Annotated in this window: 14 protein-coding genes and 1 pseudogene; 3 read left to right on the top strand and 12 right to left on the bottom strand. The window is 65.4% G+C overall.

The features are described from left to right. The 3 genes and pseudogenes from ACK5M9_RS09175 to ACK5M9_RS09165 form a co-directional block, all read left to right on the top strand. A pseudogene (locus tag ACK5M9_RS09175) lies at positions 1-869 on the top strand (PE-PGRS family protein); the annotation flags it as partial. A 78-nt stretch (positions 870-947) separates the two neighbouring features. Further along, complete coding sequence (locus tag ACK5M9_RS09170; RefSeq protein ID WP_416892844.1) at positions 948-2,465, top strand: YhgE/Pip domain-containing protein; 1,518 nt, start codon at positions 948-950, stop codon at positions 2,463-2,465. Positions 2,466-2,573: 108 nt separating this feature from the next. Then, positions 2,574-3,665 (top strand): phosphodiester glycosidase family protein, encoded by a 1,092-nt coding sequence (locus ACK5M9_RS09165; RefSeq protein ID WP_416892843.1) that lies wholly within the window; start codon positions 2,574-2,576, stop codon positions 3,663-3,665. Between the two features lie 178 nt (positions 3,666-3,843). On the opposite strand, the gene ACK5M9_RS09160 is transcribed toward ACK5M9_RS09165, so the two are convergent. The 12 genes from ACK5M9_RS09160 to ACK5M9_RS09105 are packed head-to-tail and all read right to left on the bottom strand — an operon-like array spanning position 3,844 to position 16,766. Further along, positions 3,844-4,683, bottom strand: a complete 840-nt coding sequence (locus ACK5M9_RS09160) for a mammalian cell entry protein (RefSeq protein WP_416892842.1) — start codon at positions 4,681-4,683, stop codon at positions 3,844-3,846. Continuing rightward, positions 4,650-5,201 (bottom strand): mammalian cell entry protein, encoded by a 552-nt coding sequence (locus tag ACK5M9_RS09155; protein ID WP_416892841.1) that lies wholly within the window; start codon positions 5,199-5,201, stop codon positions 4,650-4,652. The genes ACK5M9_RS09160 and ACK5M9_RS09155 overlap by 34 nt, the downstream gene beginning before the upstream one ends. Further along, positions 5,198-6,163: an RDD family protein gene (locus ACK5M9_RS09150; protein WP_416892840.1), complete on the bottom strand. Its 966-nt coding sequence runs from the start codon at positions 6,161-6,163 to the stop codon at positions 5,198-5,200. The genes ACK5M9_RS09155 and ACK5M9_RS09150 overlap by 4 nt, the downstream gene beginning before the upstream one ends. 5 nt (positions 6,164-6,168) lie before the next feature. Further along, positions 6,169-6,954: an Mce protein gene (locus ACK5M9_RS09145; protein WP_416892839.1), complete on the bottom strand. Its 786-nt coding sequence runs from the start codon at positions 6,952-6,954 to the stop codon at positions 6,169-6,171. Further along, positions 6,924-8,483: an MCE family protein gene (locus ACK5M9_RS09140; RefSeq protein ID WP_416892838.1), complete on the bottom strand. Its 1,560-nt coding sequence runs from the start codon at positions 8,481-8,483 to the stop codon at positions 6,924-6,926. The genes ACK5M9_RS09145 and ACK5M9_RS09140 overlap by 31 nt, the downstream gene beginning before the upstream one ends. Next, positions 8,477-9,595 carry a virulence factor Mce family protein gene (locus ACK5M9_RS09135; protein ID WP_416892858.1) on the bottom strand — a complete coding sequence of 373 codons (1,119 nt, stop codon included), beginning with the start codon at positions 9,593-9,595 and terminating at the stop codon, positions 8,477-8,479. The genes ACK5M9_RS09140 and ACK5M9_RS09135 overlap by 7 nt, the downstream gene beginning before the upstream one ends. 47 nt (positions 9,596-9,642) lie before the next feature. Beyond that, entirely contained in the window at positions 9,643-11,232 is a 1,590-nt protein-coding gene (locus ACK5M9_RS09130; RefSeq protein WP_416892837.1) for a virulence factor Mce family protein, read from the bottom strand. Further along, positions 11,229-12,791: a virulence factor Mce family protein gene (locus tag ACK5M9_RS09125; RefSeq protein WP_416892836.1), complete on the bottom strand. Its 1,563-nt coding sequence runs from the start codon at positions 12,789-12,791 to the stop codon at positions 11,229-11,231. The genes ACK5M9_RS09130 and ACK5M9_RS09125 overlap by 4 nt, the downstream gene beginning before the upstream one ends. Then, positions 12,788-13,828: a virulence factor Mce family protein gene (locus ACK5M9_RS09120; RefSeq protein WP_416892835.1), complete on the bottom strand. Its 1,041-nt coding sequence runs from the start codon at positions 13,826-13,828 to the stop codon at positions 12,788-12,790. The genes ACK5M9_RS09125 and ACK5M9_RS09120 overlap by 4 nt, the downstream gene beginning before the upstream one ends. Then, positions 13,825-15,153, bottom strand: a complete 1,329-nt coding sequence (locus ACK5M9_RS09115) for an MCE family protein (protein WP_416892834.1) — start codon at positions 15,151-15,153, stop codon at positions 13,825-13,827. The genes ACK5M9_RS09120 and ACK5M9_RS09115 overlap by 4 nt, the downstream gene beginning before the upstream one ends. 4 nt (positions 15,154-15,157) lie before the next feature. Further along, a complete protein-coding gene (locus ACK5M9_RS09110; RefSeq protein WP_416892833.1) occupies positions 15,158-16,027 on the bottom strand; it encodes an MlaE family ABC transporter permease in 870 nt (289 codons plus the stop codon). Between the two features lies 1 nt (position 16,028). Then, the gene (locus ACK5M9_RS09105; protein ID WP_416892857.1) at positions 16,029-16,766 is read right to left on the bottom strand and encodes an MlaE family ABC transporter permease; all 738 of its coding nucleotides are present in this window, start codon (positions 16,764-16,766) and stop codon (positions 16,029-16,031) included. Between the last annotated feature and the right edge of the window lie 252 nt (positions 16,767-17,018).

Below are 17,018 nucleotides of genomic sequence, written 5' to 3'. Positions count from 1 at the left end.
CGGCCAGCGGCCAAGGCGGCACAGCGGGCAGAGGCGGCGAAGCGCAACACTACGGTCGCGGCGACGCCACGGGCGGCGATGCCGGCATCGGCGGCGAAGGCAGCACGCCCGGCAGCGACAACACCGGCGGCCACGCGACCCAAGAGCCAACCGGTACCGGTAACGCCACCGGCGGCGACGGTGGCCCGGGCGGCGACTCGGCGAGCGGCAAGGCCGGGCAGGGCGGCGCCGGCGGCGCGGCCACCATCGAAAACACCTCCTCAACGGCCACCGCCAAAGGCGGCGACGGCGGCGACGGCGGAGAATCGACCAGCGCCCAGGGCGGCCAGGGCGGCGTCGGCGGCGCCGCAACGCACTATGGCAAAGGCGACGCCATCGGCGGCAAAGGGGCCACCGGCGGCAAAGGAGCCACCGGCGGCTTCGCCGGCGTCGGCGGCCCCGCGACCCAAACCGCTACCGGCACCGGTAACGCCACCGGCGGCAACGGTGGCACCGGCGGAATCAGCGATACCGGCAACGGCATGAATGGCCAAACCGGCGGCAAGGCCACCATCAACAATGCCGCATCGTCCGCGACGGCCACAGGCGGCCCGGGTGGCCAAGGCGGCGACACCACCGCCGAGGGCAAAAACGGCGGTAAGGGAGGCACCGGCGGCTTCGGGACCACCAATGGCAGCGGTCCGGGCATCGGCGGCACGGGCGGCGACGGCGGTGACAGCACAGCTGCAACGGGCAGCGGCAAGGGCGGCGGCGGCGGCACAGGCGGCAACGCCCACGGCGGGGCGGGTACCACACCCGGTTCTGGCGGCACCGGTGGCAGCGGCAACGGCGGCAGCGGGAGCAACGGCGGCAGCGGATCGGTCGTGTAGTAGAAAAGTTCGACCTCGCCAGGTTCGCACACCCGGATGCCACCGCGGATTAGAGTGGGCGCGACGGATGGGAGCCCCATGTCTGAGAAGAGCCCCAAGCCTGAGAAGCAGGCGCGCCACGCAATGCCCAAAGCCGGTCGCTACATCGCCTCGCTGCGCACCGTCCGGTTCTGGGCGACACCGGTCCTGATCACGCTGGCCCTGATGTGCGCGCTGGCGGGGCTGTACCTGGGCGGCATCCTGAACCCGGCGACCAACCTGCGGCATTTCCCGATAGCGGTGGTCAATCAGGACGCCGGCCCCTACGGCACACAGATTGTCACCGGCCTGCTCGCCAGCCTGGACAAAGACCAGTTTGACGTTCGCGAGGTCTCCGAGGCCGACGCGAAGAATCTGCTGGACCGCGCGCAGGTGTACGGGGAGATGCTGATACCGCCGTCGTTCTCCTCCAGGGTGCGTGATCTCGGGGAAAGCGCGCTGACCGCCAATCGGACCGAACACCCGACGATCAGCATCTCGACCAATCCGCGGGCGGGCACGATGGGCGCCGGCATTGCCGGCCAGACCCTGGCCCAGGTCGCGGCGACCGCCAACACCAAATTGGGCCAGCAACTGTCGGATCAGGTGCTGGCACAGGCCAACGGCGCGCCGCTGGCCGGCGCCTCGCTGCTGGCCGTCGCCGATCCCATCACCATCGAATCGGCACCGTACAACCCGCTGCCCGACGGCACCGGAAAAGGACTGTCGGCGTTCTACTACGCACTGCTGCTGCTGCTGGCCGGCTTTACCGGAAGCGTGGTGGTGAGCACTCTGGTGGATGCGATGCTCGGCTATGTGCCGTCGGAGTTCGGTCCGGTGTATCGGCTGGCCGAACAGGTCAACATCTCCCGGTTCCGGACGCTGCTGGTCAAATGGGCGATCATGGCGATCCTGGCGTTGCTGACCTCGGGCGCCTACCTGGGGATCGCGGACAAACTCGGTATGCCGATCCCGCTGGGCCCGCAGTTGTGGCTGTACGGGGTGCTGGCGATCACCGCGGTGGGCGTCACGTCGAGCTCGTTGATCGCCGCGCTGGGTTCGGTGGGCCTGATGGTCAGTATGTTGGTCTTCGTGTTCCTCGGGCTACCGTCGGCCGGTGCGACGGTGCCGCTGGAGGCGGTGCCGCCGTTCTTCCACTGGCTTTCCACCTTCGAACCGATGCACCAGGTGTTCCTCGGGGTGCGGTCGCTGTTGTACCTCGACGGCCACGCCGATGCCGGGCTGTCCCATGCGCTGTGGATGACAGGGCTGGGTCTGGCGATCGGGCTGGCGTTCGGCGCCGTCGTCACCCGCTTCTACGACCGCAAGAGCCTCTACCGGGTCCCAGGCGCCGTTGCGCACGCGATCACCGCGGAGCATCAGGCCCGCCACCAGGCACAGGAAAAGACGCGGACCGACGCAAACGTCGAAGCAAACACCGAGCCCAGCGCCGCGGCAGACTCCAGCGGCAATATCGCGGACGACACCGCCGGCAACACCCCCGGCGACGCCCCCGACTACACAACCAGCGCGCGGAGATCCGCGACCGCCCCGGAAACCTCAAGCGAGGAAACGTAATTCAACCGGCTACCGGCCGTCACAACCGTGTTACCAAAGTTGACACTGTGACTGAAGTGACGGATTCTGGTCTGGTTGTTTCGCTGACCTCGGCAAAAGGGGTGCCCGGTGCTGACGCCATCCGCTGTGCTGCGCCGAGCGACGGTGAGCTGTGCCGCGCTGGCCGCCGCTCTCGCACTGGCCTGCACCACCGGGCAGCCGCTGGCGCGCGCCGACAACGCTGGAGCCGGCCGCGAGATGCTGGCACGTGCCATCGCCGGAACCCGGGGTTCCTACCTGGTCTACAACTTCGGCGGCGGCCACCCGATGCCGCTGCTCAACGGCGCCGGCCACTGGTACGAGATGAACAACGGCGGCCACCTGATGATCATCAAGGCGGCGTCGAGCCGGCTGGCCCCGCACCTGCTGGTCGACAGCCACCGCGGCGACCAGGCCCGCTGCGAAAACAATCCCGGGGCCCGCACCGGCGAGGGACTCTGGCAGGCCTCCGAGATCTACTCGCCGCTGCGCGCCTGGGCACGACTGGGCCAGCCGACCATCGCGATCAACGCAAACTTCTTCGACATCCGCGGCCAGAAGGGCGGATCCTGGCGAACAACGGGTTGCAGTTCCCCGCTGGGCGCCTTCGTGGACAACACCCGCGGGCAGGGCCGCGCCAACCAAGCCGTGACCGGCACCGTCGCCTACCCGGGCAAGCAGGGCCTGTCCGGCGGCAACGAGGTCTGGACGCCGCTGACCACGATGATCCTGCCGGCCGGCGGAATGCCCTTCGTGCTGCGCCCCGAAGGCGGCCAGGACTACGACCTCGCGACGCCGGTCGTCGAGGACCTGCTGAGTAAGAACGCGAAATTCGTCGCGGTCGCCGGAATCGGGCTGCTCTCACCCGGCGACACCGAGCAACTCCACGACGGCGGCCCCAGCGCCGCACGCACGGCCCTGGCCTACTCCAGGCCCAAGGACGAAATGTACATCTTCGAAGGCGGCAGCTACACCCCGGACAACATCCAGGACCTATTCCGGGGCCTGGGCAGCGACACCGCCGTGCTGCTCGACGGCGGCGGCTCGTCGGCGATCGTGCTGCGCCGCGACACCGGCGGCATGTGGGCCGGCGCCGGCGTGCCCAAGGGATCGTGCGACACCCGCCAGGTGCTGTGCGACTCCAAGGAACGCGCGCTGCCCAGCTGGCTTGCCTTCAACTGACCCCGGCACTCCCCCGCTCCCGCGTCCCCGCTCCCGGGGCTCGGGTCGCGGGGCACCGGCCGCTGGGCACCGGTCGCGGGGCACCGGCCGCTGGGCACCGGTCGCGGGGCACGGGGCTCGGGTCGCGGGGCACCCGCCGCCTCGGCTCTCCCGCGCCCTGGCCAACGGGAACGCCCCCTTACACCTGCGGCGTCACATCCAGCGAGGTCACCGTCGTCATCCGGCTGACCAGCCACTTACCCTTCTCCCGCCGCATGATCAGGCGGTACGACAGGTACTGCAACGACGGAATGTTCTTTTTCATCGGAGTGGTGGCGGTGGTGTTGGTGTAGACCAGCACCACCGCGTTCGGCCCGTCCACGGATTCGACGGCCACACCGGCGACCTCGGTGCTGTTGGTCATCTTGAATTGCTTGTTGGGTCCGACTACCTTCTCGTCGACGAATTTGCGGTACTGCGCGCCGAAGTCACCGGTGAGGTACTTGCCCGCCCGGTCGGAAAGGGTGTCGATGTTCTCCGGCGTGTAGCTCCACAGGGTGGTGATCGCCCGTACCGCCGCACGCGCGACCTGCTGCTTGATGTCGACGGTTGCGCGATCGGCCAGATACGGCTGCACCGCCGCGCCGGCAAACGCGGCGGCCGCCACGAACAACGTCACCGCCAGTGCCAGGAGCGCGGCCGCCGGCAGCCGCGGCATCCGCCTCTTCCCCGGTTTGGCAGTGTCGTCCTGGGCCTCGGCCTCAGTCGCGGAGTCGGGCTCAGCCCCGGACTCAGCCGAGGCCTCGTCGGCGGCCTCGTCGGCATCGTCGGCATCGGCGGGGGCGTCCGGCCCAGCGGGGCCGTCGTCGACGGCACCCGCGGCATCGGCCCCGTCTCCCGCGTCGACGGCCTGGTCCTCCGAGGTCGCATCGCCCGCCCCGGCCTCGTCCGCAGCGGCCCCGGCCTCGTCCGCAGCGGCCCGGGCCCCGGCACCGGCCCCGGCCATCAAATCACCTGTTGCAGGTTGCTGATCTTCCACTGATTCCCTTCCTGCACAGCCGTTGCGGCCCAGCGGTTGGTGTTGTCGACAACTTGCTTGCCGTCGGGAGACTTGGACGTCACATCCGTTGCCACCAGAACCGTGACACTCCCATCGTCGTTCCACCTTTCGGCGCCAGCTTCCAGGACGGTCCCTGTCGACGGCTCGGCGCGGGCGACCTGGATCAGGATCTCGTTGCCCTTGGCCTCAAATTCCTTGCGAAAGGTTCCAGTCGCTTGCGCCAAGATGTTGTCGACGTAATCGTTGGCGTGAAACGGATCGATCGACGTAAAGCCGGTCATGAACCATTTGACGTAGTTGACGGCCTGCGCGGTTCTGTCGGCGGTCCGGTCCCGTGACTCGTGGTCGACAAGAAGCAGGGCGGAGACGGTGAATGCTGCCAGCATCAACAACGTCGCGGCTGCGCTCACGATCGCCAGACCCCGCCGCACCGGCGGGAGCGACCGAGCGACCAGCAGCGACGGCTCGCCGCGATCGAACCTGCGGCGCGGACTCATCGTCCACCGCCGGCCGGCTTGGGTTTGGTCAGCACGGCGAGGTCGTCGACAAGCCAGCGACCATCAACGTCGAGGAATCGCACCCGGACACTCGCGGTGATGTATCGCATCTGCTGCCCGTCGCCACGACGGCCCTGCAGGAACAGCAACATCGTCACGCGATCCGGCGTCGCCGCCAGGATGGAGTTCGACGAACCCCAGTACTCGTTGACGACTGGCTGCCCCTTCTCCACGATCTGCTGCTGAGCCGCCAACTGGGGCCGGTAGGTGCCGGTGGTCAGCGACAATGCCCGGGTGAAATCCTCATGCAGAGTTCTCGGGTCGTAGGTGAGCATCTGGGCCACAATTTTCGGCCCGTGGTCCGATAGTTCCGCACGAGCCCGGTCGGTTTCCTGGGCGGTTGCGTATACCACCGCGTAGCTCACGCTCGCAGCCCCGATGCAGATCGCCGTCGCGACGGCCAGCATGATCGCCGTCCATCGCCGCACCTTCTCCGACTGCCCGGGCGAATCGACCGCGCGCACCTCTGTTCGCAGCAACAGGTCGGCGAATGTCCGGTTCTCGGCGTCCCAGAGCGGGAAGAGCCAGCCGACGAAGACCGCGCCGGTATCCAGCAGGTGTGCCAGATCGCGCAGCAGCAGCCGCCACGCACCCGCCGGCGCGCTGTCGCGGCGCACAACGACAATACCGAACAGTGCCCGCCCCAGACTCCACCCGGTGATCGCCGGCAACAGCAGCCGGTTGACCAGAACCGCCAGGATCACCGCACCCAGGGTCGACATACATGCCCACCACCACACCGTGCGCACGGGCAGTGTCCAGCCGGCAGCCGCCAGGCACGCCGACGCGCCAAGACCCGGGAAAACATCAACCGAGAGGGCAGCGGCGCGCCGGCCCCAGGAGGCCAGAACCCTCCCCGGGGCATCCCGCTCGACGTCAGCGATCCGGATGTCTTCGGCCACCGCCGTCACTTAGTCACCTGGTCGAGCCTCGAGATCTTGTAGGTGCCATCAACTGGCGTCATTCTCACCCGCAGCCGATATCCCGCCTCTTGCCCCTGGGCCTCCTCGTTGGACACCTTGACCCGCAGGGCCACCAGCACATCGACCGACCCGTCGGGGTTGTCGCGCTCGACCGCTGACCGCATATCGGACACCTGCAAGTGGACATTCGCCGCCTGGTATGCCTGAACGAGCATGCCGCTGTAGAGCAGGGCCTGAGTGCGAAACTGGTCGGTGCCGCAGTCGATGATCTTCTGCTGGCTGGTGGCCATGCTTGCGGTGTCCGGTGCTTGAGTGGCCCCGATGCATTCCTGAGCCGCCTTGAGGGCGGCCGAATTGCTGCCTGCAAGCCCCCGGGCTTCGCCCTGAAGGCGCAGCGTGTAGTAACCGGTGGCGCCGAGTACGCCGGCAAGCAGCATCAGAACCACGGAAATCGACGTCAACCAACGCCGATTAACCCGCGAGAGGTTGCCGGTGTCGCCGGCGGCTTCACGAGCGGCCTCTGCGGCGTCCGCGGAATCTGGAACGGCGGATGCGGCGCTGCTGCCCTCGGCCACCTCACCGGTCGGCTTGCATTCGGCCGCACCGGTCCCGCTCCGGGTTTCCCCAGAATCCGCGTCAGTCACCTCGGTGTTGGTCAGGTCGGTCCCGGGTTCGGATTCTTCGAAAGCCTCGCCTGTCACCTTCGGATCACCGTCCGCCTCGCCGGCGTCGATGGGGTTCAACTGGCTGGCGCCAGCATCTCCTTCCATCCGTCGTCTCCTGTTTTGGTCGAGTTTTCGACGGAGTATGTCACCCCGTCGGGCCCCACCAGCTCTCCACTTTGCGCGCTGTAGACCGCTGCGGGCGGCCCGCCCGGAGTGTAGACGCAGGGGTTGGGCTGCTGTCCGTTGCACTCTACTGAACCCGAACCGGGTCGCGTCAGCGGATCGCTCTTCGGCGGAGGTGTCTGACCTCCCGGCGGCAGCTTGTCGGCCGGCAGCGGGTTCAGACCGTTGTTCACCGAGGGCGCCGGGATCACCATGCCCGGTTTAACCGGCTGGTCACATCGGGCCGCCGGCGCCGGGCAGCTCAGCAGCTGGTTCGGGTCGCCGTACCACGGGTTGGTGCCGGCCGGCTCGTACGGCTGGTCGCTTCGGCATTCCCGCGGCGACGCGGCGCGCTTTCCGGGAACGTCGACACACGGAATGTTGCGTGACCCGCGCACACTGTTCGCCGGTGTGTCCATCGGGATCTTGCAGTAGGTGCCGACTGGCAGCGGAGCCAGCGAGGTGTCTGAGAACGAACGCCACTGTTCCGGCGAGATGAACCCGGTAAGGCACGGCGGCGGCTGGTTGATCGCCAACGCCAAGTCGAGTGCGGCCGCACCCTTAAACGGCGTAGCCACCGTTTCGGCGATCGACACACCCTGTGGCAGGTACACCATGATCTGCTCCAGGCCCTTGTGGTAGCGCTTCGTCATATCCGCCAGGACCGCTACGTTGGCCAGGGTCTGGGGCAGCGAGTCATGCACGCCGCTGAAGACCTCGTTGACCTGGTCGGCGGTCGGCGCTGCCTGCGACAGAATACTGTCCAGATGCTGATTCTCCTGGGCGGACTGGGCGGCCAGCGCATTCAGGTTGCGTGCCCACCGTTCGATCGCGTCACCCGAGGTCACCTGGCTGTCCAGGATAGGCCCCGCGTTTTCGATGATGTCGTTGACGTCATTGATATTCGTACGGAAGTCGCCGGCGTATGCCTGGGTGGCGTCGACCAGGCGCTGTAGGGCGGGCCCCAATCCGCCGACTGCCTGCGCCGTCTCGTCGAGGATAGCCGGGATCTTCTCCTTGGGCAGAACCGCGAGGCCCTCGTTTGCGGTGTCCAACGCGGGCCCTACCTCATGGGGAACGGTGCCCTTGGTGATCGTTTGGCCAGCCTTGAAATACTTGCCAGACGACCCGGTGGAAACCAAGTCCAGATATTGCTCACCGACTGCCGATACCGAGTGGACGTTGGCTGAGGCGTCGATCGGGATATCGTAGCTGCTGTCAATGCTCAGCGTGGCCTTCGCACCCCAGGATGTCGGCTGGACATCGGTGACTTTTCCGATCGTGACGCCGCGGTAAGTCACGTTGGCTGTCGGGTAGAGGCCACCCGATGCCGGCAGGTTTGCCGACAGCTGGTAACGGCCGATTCCGACCAGCGTCGGCAGTTGCAGGTAGTAGATACCCAGGATCGACAGGGCCGCGACCGTCAATGCCAGGAACATCCACAGCTGTCGCTTAATAAAAGGGGTCAGCATTGGCCTCGCTCCGCCCTTTCGACGAGTGGTCCACCGGGAGCGTCATTCGGGTTCGAGGTGTAGCGCACATCGGGGATCATCGTCTCCGGGTCCCGCCCGAACGACTGTTCCAGCGCGCGCAGCGCACCGGAGAAGCCGGTGCCGGTCAAGATCGCGTTGTCCATCGAGCTGTACGTCACGTCGATCGTGGACGTCAGGTTCAGATAGTCTCCGCGCATCACTGTTGGCACAGCATCGACGGCGTACGGCTGTGTGAGGATCAGCTTCAACGCCTTGATCAGATACTGCGAGGATTTCCCCAGCTCGCGCAGCGGGCACTGCTGGGCTTGCAGGTTCGTGTACAGCGGGCCGCGCGCCTCCGACAGGTACTGTTCGGTCACCCCACCCAACCTGCCGACCGCGTCGACCGCGTTGATCAACAGATCCTTGGTGTCAGCGAAATGCTGGATCACCGGCGGGAAGTCGGTAAGGACCCGTTCCAACACATCATTGCGGGTGCCGACATAGGAAAGCAGCCGGTTGGTCGAGTCGATTGCGTGGGTGATGTCGTCGCGCTGCTCGTTGAGCTGCCGGGTGAATGTATCGAGCTTGGTGAAGAAGTTCCGAATCTCCCCGGCGCGGCCGCGGAAGATCTCATACACCTCGTTCTGCAGCGTTTCCAGGTTGGGAACGCCGCCGCCGCGCAGGACCAGCGAGATCACGGCAAGCGTCTGCTCGATGCTGGGATACACCGATGAATTCTTCAACTGGATCGTACTGCCGTTGCGCAGTCGGCCAACCGGATTCTCCGGTGAGAGTAATTCCACGTGTTGCGACCCGAGCAAGCTGGTCTGCCCGATCTTCAACTCGACGTTCTCCGGCAACTGTACGTCGCTTTGCAAGCCGAGCGTCAACTTGGCGACCCAGTTGTCCAGCTCGATCTTCCGGATAGAGCCGACTTGAATATCGGCGACCATCACCTTGCTGTTGCCGTTGATCGCCAAGGTGTCCGGCACGTAGGCGTAAACGGTGTAGGCGTCTTTGCCGGAACCTATCGCTCCGGGAATCGGAACCTGAGAGATCCCGTTCCAGCCGCACGAGCTCAACGTAAGCACCGCCACCAGCAGGACCATCGCCTGCCAGAGGCCCCGGCGCAGGCGCCCGGCCACCCTCAGCGCAGTCACTGACCCGCTCCCATCTCAGCCGGAAGTGGACCTCCCACGGGCGCCGGCGTCGGAGCTACCGGCCCCGGTACCACGCCGGGCCCGGGTGGCGGCGGCGGAATGGGAACCTGAGCCTGCAGCCCGATTGGCGGAATGATGGGGACCTCGTCGTAGGCGTTCGGCGGCCCCGGAGGCGTCTGTAGGGTGGATTCAACGGGAGCGATGTCGGGTCCACCCATCAGTTCGGACAACGATTCCGGGGTTAACAGGCCCGCTGTGATCGGACCGACTTCCTGCCCCTGCATCCCCGGGGCAACGATCCAGCCCTCCTGGGTGTTCTTGTGTGACAGCGGCGTGTCGGGCACCCAGATGCCCGGAACGGTCGTGTCCTTGTAACCCGGCGGCGGCTGCAGCCGCGGTTCTGAATAGGCGACTTGCTTGGGCAGGATCTCAGCGGTGTTGAATCCATTGAAACCGAACGGGAAATAGTTGAATTTGATCGCATCCAGGACCGGCGCCAAATATTGTGCGCAAAGCTCAGCCGACTCTTGATAACCCAGCCGGCTTCCCGCCTGTACGGAACTGCAGATGAATTGCATCGGGTTGGCGAAGTTGGTGATCTCGGGCACCGCGACCACCGAGCCGTGCGCCGGGTGGTAGATCTGGTTGATGTTGGATGCGGCCGTCGGCAGCACGTGCAGCGCCGTCTCCAAACCGTTCAACGCATCGGGCTGCATCACGGCGTTGGTCACTTCCGCGAGGTTGTTCACGTCCGAGATCAGGACCTCGTGGTTTTCGTCCAGCCACGGGCGCATCGTGGTGAGCAGACTGTCGAATTGCTGCATCGCCGCGGCAAGCGCCTGATCGGTACTCGCCAAGCGGCCGGAGACGTCCGCAAGATTCTGGTTGAGAGCTACGAACTGCTGATCGTCGGCGTGTAGCGCGTTGACGAACAACGCCAGGCTCTTGACCACCCCGAAGAAGTCCCCGCGCCCCTCGTTCAGCGCGCTGAAGGCCGTGGCCAGATTGTTCAGGGCCGCGTTGAGCTGCTTGCCTTTGCCCTCGAGCCCATTGGCAAATGAGGTGATGACCTCACCGAACGGGCCGGTGGGCTGTTCCGGTGTCGGTCCGAGCTTGTCGATGATATCGGTGATGGCGTTGCGCAGCTCGTCCCACTCCGCCGGCACCTGCGTCCGCTCCATGGGGATTACCGCATTGTTTGCCATCACGGGGCCGCCCTTGTAGACCGGCTCCAGCTGAATCGCACGGGAAGCGACCAGAGTGGGGTTCAGGACAATAGCCGAAGCGTTGGCGGGAACCTTGTACTTGTTGCTGTAGTGGAAAGTCACCTTCATCTTGTCGCCGGCCGGATCGATTCTGTCGACGCTGCCCACCTGCAAACCCATGATCTGGACTTTGTCCCCCGGATACAGGGCGTTGGCCGCGGTCAGATAGACGACCACAGTGTTGTTGGTCAGCTTCTGGTACAGCTTCCAGCCGACTGACGCTGCCCCCACGCCGAGGATGAGAACCACCGCTCCCATGACCATGGTCGCCCGTGACATTGCCGGCATCCGGAAATTTCGGGCGTTGAAGATATTGCTCAATTCTCACTCCCTCCGGCCGCGCCACTACCACCGGTTCCACCCGCGTTGATGAACGGAGCGGGCAGCATGGGTCCGGGCCCAGGCGGTGCCGGCTGGCCCGGTGGCAATCCTGGCGCCATGCCCGACGGTGGCGGTACCGGCCCAGCCGGCCCCACCGGTTCGGTGCGGGCACCCGGCGGCGCATCCGCCGGCAACGGAACCGGAACCCCTGGCGCATCCGGCGCGGGATCGCCCGGCCGGCCCGCAATCGGGATCCCCGGTCCGTGCGGCACCCCCTCCGGATTCGGCTCGGAAACCTGAATGTCCAGTGGGGCGGGGAATCCCGGGCCACCGAACGGACCGCTTATAACCCCCATGCAAGGCAACGGATTCGCCGAGGTCGGGAACGCGTCGGCCGCCGGGGTGTAGGAGCATGGCGTTCCGGGCGGTACTCCCGGTCCGGGGTGTTCCGGGGTGCCTTCCAGCAAAGTCGGCGCCGGCGGCGGTGCACCGTTGGGGAAGCGGGTGCCGTTGGGGTCGGGGAACCGGTAGGCGGGCAGGCCCGCACCGCCCCAGAACTCTTCGGGATCCAAGCCACGCTTCTTGAATGCGGCATCGATGAACGGCTGGATAATCTGGCCGGGGACCAGATTGTGGATGACGATCTTGAAGAACGGGCCGGAACTGATCGCCTCATTCAACGATGGAAGGAACGCGCCGACCATTTCCAGGCCCTTGGCGAGGTCGGCTTTGCGCACCACCAGAATATTTGTCAGGCTTCGCAACTGCTCCAGGACATGGTTGATATTGGGATTGTCCTGGAGTAGCCCCTCCGCCTGCACGGAGAAGGCTGCGATATTCCCCAGCAGCGCATCGATGGCGTAACCGCGCTCGTTGAACGCCGCCAACAGCGTCTGGGCATTGACCAGCAGCCGGTCCACCTGCTCGCTGCGATCACCGAGCACGCTGGCCACCTGGTTGGCCTGCGCGAGCAGATGCTTAAGTTCCTCGTCGCGCTTGCCCAGGGTGTCGGAGAACCTGGCAACTCCGTCCAAGGCCGGACTGAGCTCCGGATAGGTCTGGTCGACAGTTTCCGACAGCACGTGCAGCGACTTCTTCACCGTGTCGATGTCCCAGCCGGTGGCGGCCTTGGTGAGATCCAGAAATGCGTCGTAGATCTGATACGGAGTGGTGCTCTGCCCCAGCGGCAGGGTTCCCCCGGGAGCCAGGGTCTGGTGGCCCCGGGCCTCAACCTCCAGTGTCTTCTTTCCCAGCAGGGTGTCGGTACGGATTTGCAGCCGGCTCTCGGTGCCGATCGTGTTGGTACCGAGGGAAAACTTCATCCGGATGTGGTCACCCTCGATGGCCAGGTCCTCGACGCGGCCGACATCCATACCGGCGATACGCACCTTGTCCCCCTTGTTGATGCCGCCGGTATCGGTGAACTGCCCGTAATAGCTGGGCCGGGCCATCAGCATAGGGACGCTGGTGAAACTCTGACCAACACCGACGACCAGCAGGGTTACCGCAACGCCCATCAGCCCTAGCCGGTATCGATTCGGTGGTTCCAAGGTTCTCATTGCGGCGAGCACCTCCCCGATGGCTGGTGGAGGAGCCGCACCGTCCGGACGGGGCCACCAGGTTGCAGGCCGTTGATACGCAGGCTGATGTCGCAGCTGTAGAAGTTCACGAAGTCTCCGTAGGACCCGACGGTGCGGCCGATCATGTTCAGTGCCGTCGGCAGTTTGTGGAGGAAGTCATCGAGCTCATCGCCCTGGTCGATCAGCGGCTGCTGAATCGCGTCGGCGTAGTTGATCGCCTTCTTGATCAACGCCCGATCCTCGGCAAGCAGGCCAGCCACCGTACCCGCCGAGCTGCTGATGTTGGCCGTGCCGTCGGCCAGCGAATCGCTGTGCTCACTGAGTCCGGTGATCAACACCTCGAGATTGTTGACGGTGCCGTCGAATTCCTGACGATGGCGGACCGTGGTGTCCAGCACTGTGTTCAGATTCGTGATCACCTCGCCGATCGCCTGATCCCGGTCGGCAAGCTGCGAGGTGAGCTGCGCGGTCTGGCGCAGGATGTCGTTGATTGTTCCACCCTGCCCCTGGAACACGGTGATCAGCGACGCCGCGATGGTGTTGACCTTTTCCGGGTTCAACGCGCGGAACACCGGCTTGAAACCGCCGATCAACGCGTCCAAGTCCAATGCGGGCGACGTCCGCGAAACCGGGATGAAGCCCCCCGGCGGCAGGCGGTCTCCGAATCCGTCACCCTTGCCGCGCTCCAGTTCCAGGTAGCGGTTGCCGATCAAGTCGAGGTAGCGGACTTGCGCCGTCGTCGACTGGTAGAGCTGAACGGAACGGTTCACATCGAAGTCCACAACGACGCGCGTACCGCCCGCGACGAGGTGCACGTCGTCGACCTTGCCGATCTCCACGCCGGAGGCACGCACGAACTGACCAGGCCGCAATCCGCTGATGTTGTCGAATTCGGCGGAGTACGTGTAGGTACGGTCGAAGCGAATCTGACCGAACACGATGATGATCATGATGGTGAACATCATCAGCACCGCAACAAAGATGCTGAGTTTGACTAACGTCCCGGTGATTTTCATGGGTTGATCGTGTTATCCCCTACCTGACGGCCCCATACGTACTCATTCAAGAAGGGCGAACCGACCTCTAAGTGGTTATAGGGAGCAATGCTGTTGCCGGTGTCCATAACGAGTTCAGGTGCCGGCCACAGCTCTCTGCTGATGTGCTGCCAGCACCCCGGGGCGCCGCCGGGACCGCCTCGCGCGTTCACCCGCGGCAGGTTCTCCGGGTAGGTGTAGGGATTGGGCGCACCACCCACAAGCCCCGCGGCTAGCCCACCGACCTGCGACAACAGCAGGGGAACCATCGACACCGGGTTGAGCATGAGGCCCAGACCAGACATGACCTGGGTGTGGGTGTTCAGCGAGTAGCCGTTTCCGCCGAGTGCCTCCCGCGCCACCGGCTCCATGTCGTAGTACTTGCGCAGAGTGCAGTTGATCTCCGGGCTGTAGGTGTCCAGTAGCTGGGAGGTAGGTACCGAGTCGGTCATGCCCCGCGCAAGATACGGGCCGCCCCGTTCGAAAACGTCGGCGCCGTTGTTGCCCAATCCTGCGGCCGCCAGCAACGCCTGGTCCAGTTCACGCTGGTGAGCGTTGATGGTGCGGGCCGCCGGCACCGAGTTGTCCAGGAAGTCCATCAGGTCCGGTGCGGCGTCGGCGTAGACGTCACCGAGCGCCGCGAGTTGCTGGACGTCGCGCCGAGCCTGCGGCATCTGCGGGTTGACGTCGTCGAGGACCGCGTTGGCGTTGACGATCGCCTCCCCAAATCGGTCCCCTAGCCCGGTTAGCGCTTCCGCAGCCGCACTCAGCGTCAAGTTGAGTTTGACCGGGTCCACCTTCTCCGCGATCGAAGTCAGCGTCTGGAACATCGTGTTGATTTCGGTGGTCACCGCCGACGCCGTGATCGTTCTACCGGCCCGCAGGTGCCCGCGAGAGATGTCGTTGTCGTTGTCGTCCCGCGGCGTCGTCAACGACACGTACTTACCGCCGAACACGGTGGTGGCCTTGATTTCAACATGCACGTTCTCTGGCACAACCCCGTTGGGACCGAGATACTTCGGGTCGACCAGCAGACCGAACTTCGCGGCCGGCTTGCCGTCCTGCGTGACCTCGCGGATGCTGTCGACGCGGCCGATCTGAACCCCGTTATAGGTGACCTTCGACCCGGGATCCATCACCAGCCCGGCACGCTCGGAGAGCATCGTCAACTTGTCCGTCGGCGTGAATCCGCCACGGAACTGCACGTACACCAGCGACGTCAACAGCGCCAGCACCGCGAAGGCGCCGAAGCCGACCGTCTTGTAAGGCGGATTCTTGGCCTTGTTGACTTTCCCGGGACTGGTCATGGCGCTACACCGTCAGTGCGAAGTTGGGGTCGACGCCGTAGAGCGCCAACGCGGCGGACAGGACAACCACATCGACCGACACCAGCGAGAACCGCATCGACCGGCCGACAGCCTCACCCACGCCGACGGGCCCGCCGCCGGCGTTGTAGCCGTAGTAGCAGTGGGTCACCATCACCACAATGGCGATGATGATGGCCTCCAGGAACGACCAGAACACGTCGTCCGGCCGCAGGAACGTGCGGAAGTAGTGGTCGTAGGTGCCCGGCGACTGGCCGTACATCCCGGTGGTCGCCGCCTGCGGCGCGATGAAGGACATGATCATGGCAAGCGCGTACAGCGGGATGATCACCACCATGCCGGCAATGATCCGGGTGGACGCCAGATACGCCACCGAGTTGATACCCATCACCTCGAGGGCGTCGACCTCTTCGCTGATGCGCATCGCGCCGAGTTCGGCGGTCGCACCGGCGCCCACTGTGGCCGCCAGAGCGATTCCCGTCACTACGGGCCCCGCGATACGCACGTTGATCAACGCGGAGAAGAACCCGGTGAAGGCCTCGACGCCGATATTCCCCAGTGAGGCGAACCCCTGAATAGCCACCAGCGAACTACCCGAGAGGGTCACAAAGCCCACGATCGCCGCGGTGCCGCCGACGACGGCCATCGCGCCGGTACCCATACCGATCTGGGCGATCAGTCGCAGCGTCTCCTTCCGGTAGGAGCGCAGCACGTGTGGAATCTGCTGGAGGCTGGTCAGAATGAACCAGGTCATCCGCCCGGTCCCATCCAGCCCCCGCGCGACACCGCCAGCGTAACGATCGATATTGGCGACTGCCCGAGGGAACCGGGACCGAACTATCGTTGCGGTGGACATGTCAGTGCCCCGTCCCGAATCGCACGCCGATGGTGGTCAAAATGACGTTGATCGCGAACAACGCGACGACGCAGAGCACCACGGTTTCGTTGACCGCGGTGCCCAGCCCCTTCGAACCGCCGCGGACCGTCAGACCGCGGAAACAGCCGACCAGACCGGCAATCAGACCGAATGTTGCGGCCTTGACAATCGCAATGACTACCTCCGGCATCCCGGTGATCGCCGTCAGAGTGGCCAGGTAGGCCCCACCCGACACGTTCTGCAGGTAGACGCCGAACAGGTAGCCGCCGACCAGTCCGACGGTGATCACCAGGGCATTGAGCAGGGTGGCCACGAACGTCGCAGCGATGACCCGGGGCACCACCAGGCGGTGGATCGGGTCAATGCCCAGCACCTCCATCGCGTCGATCTCTTCGCGGATGGTGCGCGCGCCCAGGTCGGCGCAGATAGCGGTGGAGCCGGCCCCGGCAACCACCAGCACGGTGGTCAGTGGGCCGAGCTGGGTGACCGCACCCAGTGCCGCCCCGGCGCCGGAGAGATCGGCGGCGCCGAACTGAACCAGCAGAACGTTCAGCGTGAAGATCAGCAGGACGGTCATCGGAATGGAGACCATGATGGTTGGCAGCATCGCCACCTTCATGATGAACCAGCACTGCAGAATCAGTTCACGCCATTGGAACGGCGTCCGGAACAACGCCTTGCCCGTCAGAACACACATGCGGAAGAACCCACCGATCATCGTCAGTGGAGGCTCCAGCTTGTCGCGCAGGAAGCCGAACGCGTGCGGACGTGACGTTGTCGTCACCTGGTTCCCCTTACGCAGGCGTCGCTCACCCGGCGGCACCGCGGTTGATTTCCCACGACTCCTCCTTGCATCGACGTCATCGTTCTGGCCAAAACCGCACTACCGGCGGGATCTAGTACAGCCCAAAGGAACATACCCGATGCGCGCAGCAAGCGGTAGCTACGTTCCGCGATCCATACCCCGGCG

The sequence above is a fragment of the Mycobacterium sp. genome (assembly GCF_047975165.1).
In the GTDB taxonomy this organism is placed as follows: domain Bacteria; phylum Actinomycetota; class Actinomycetes; order Mycobacteriales; family Mycobacteriaceae; genus Mycobacterium.
This window is presented reverse-complemented; position numbering and strand designations above follow the sequence as displayed.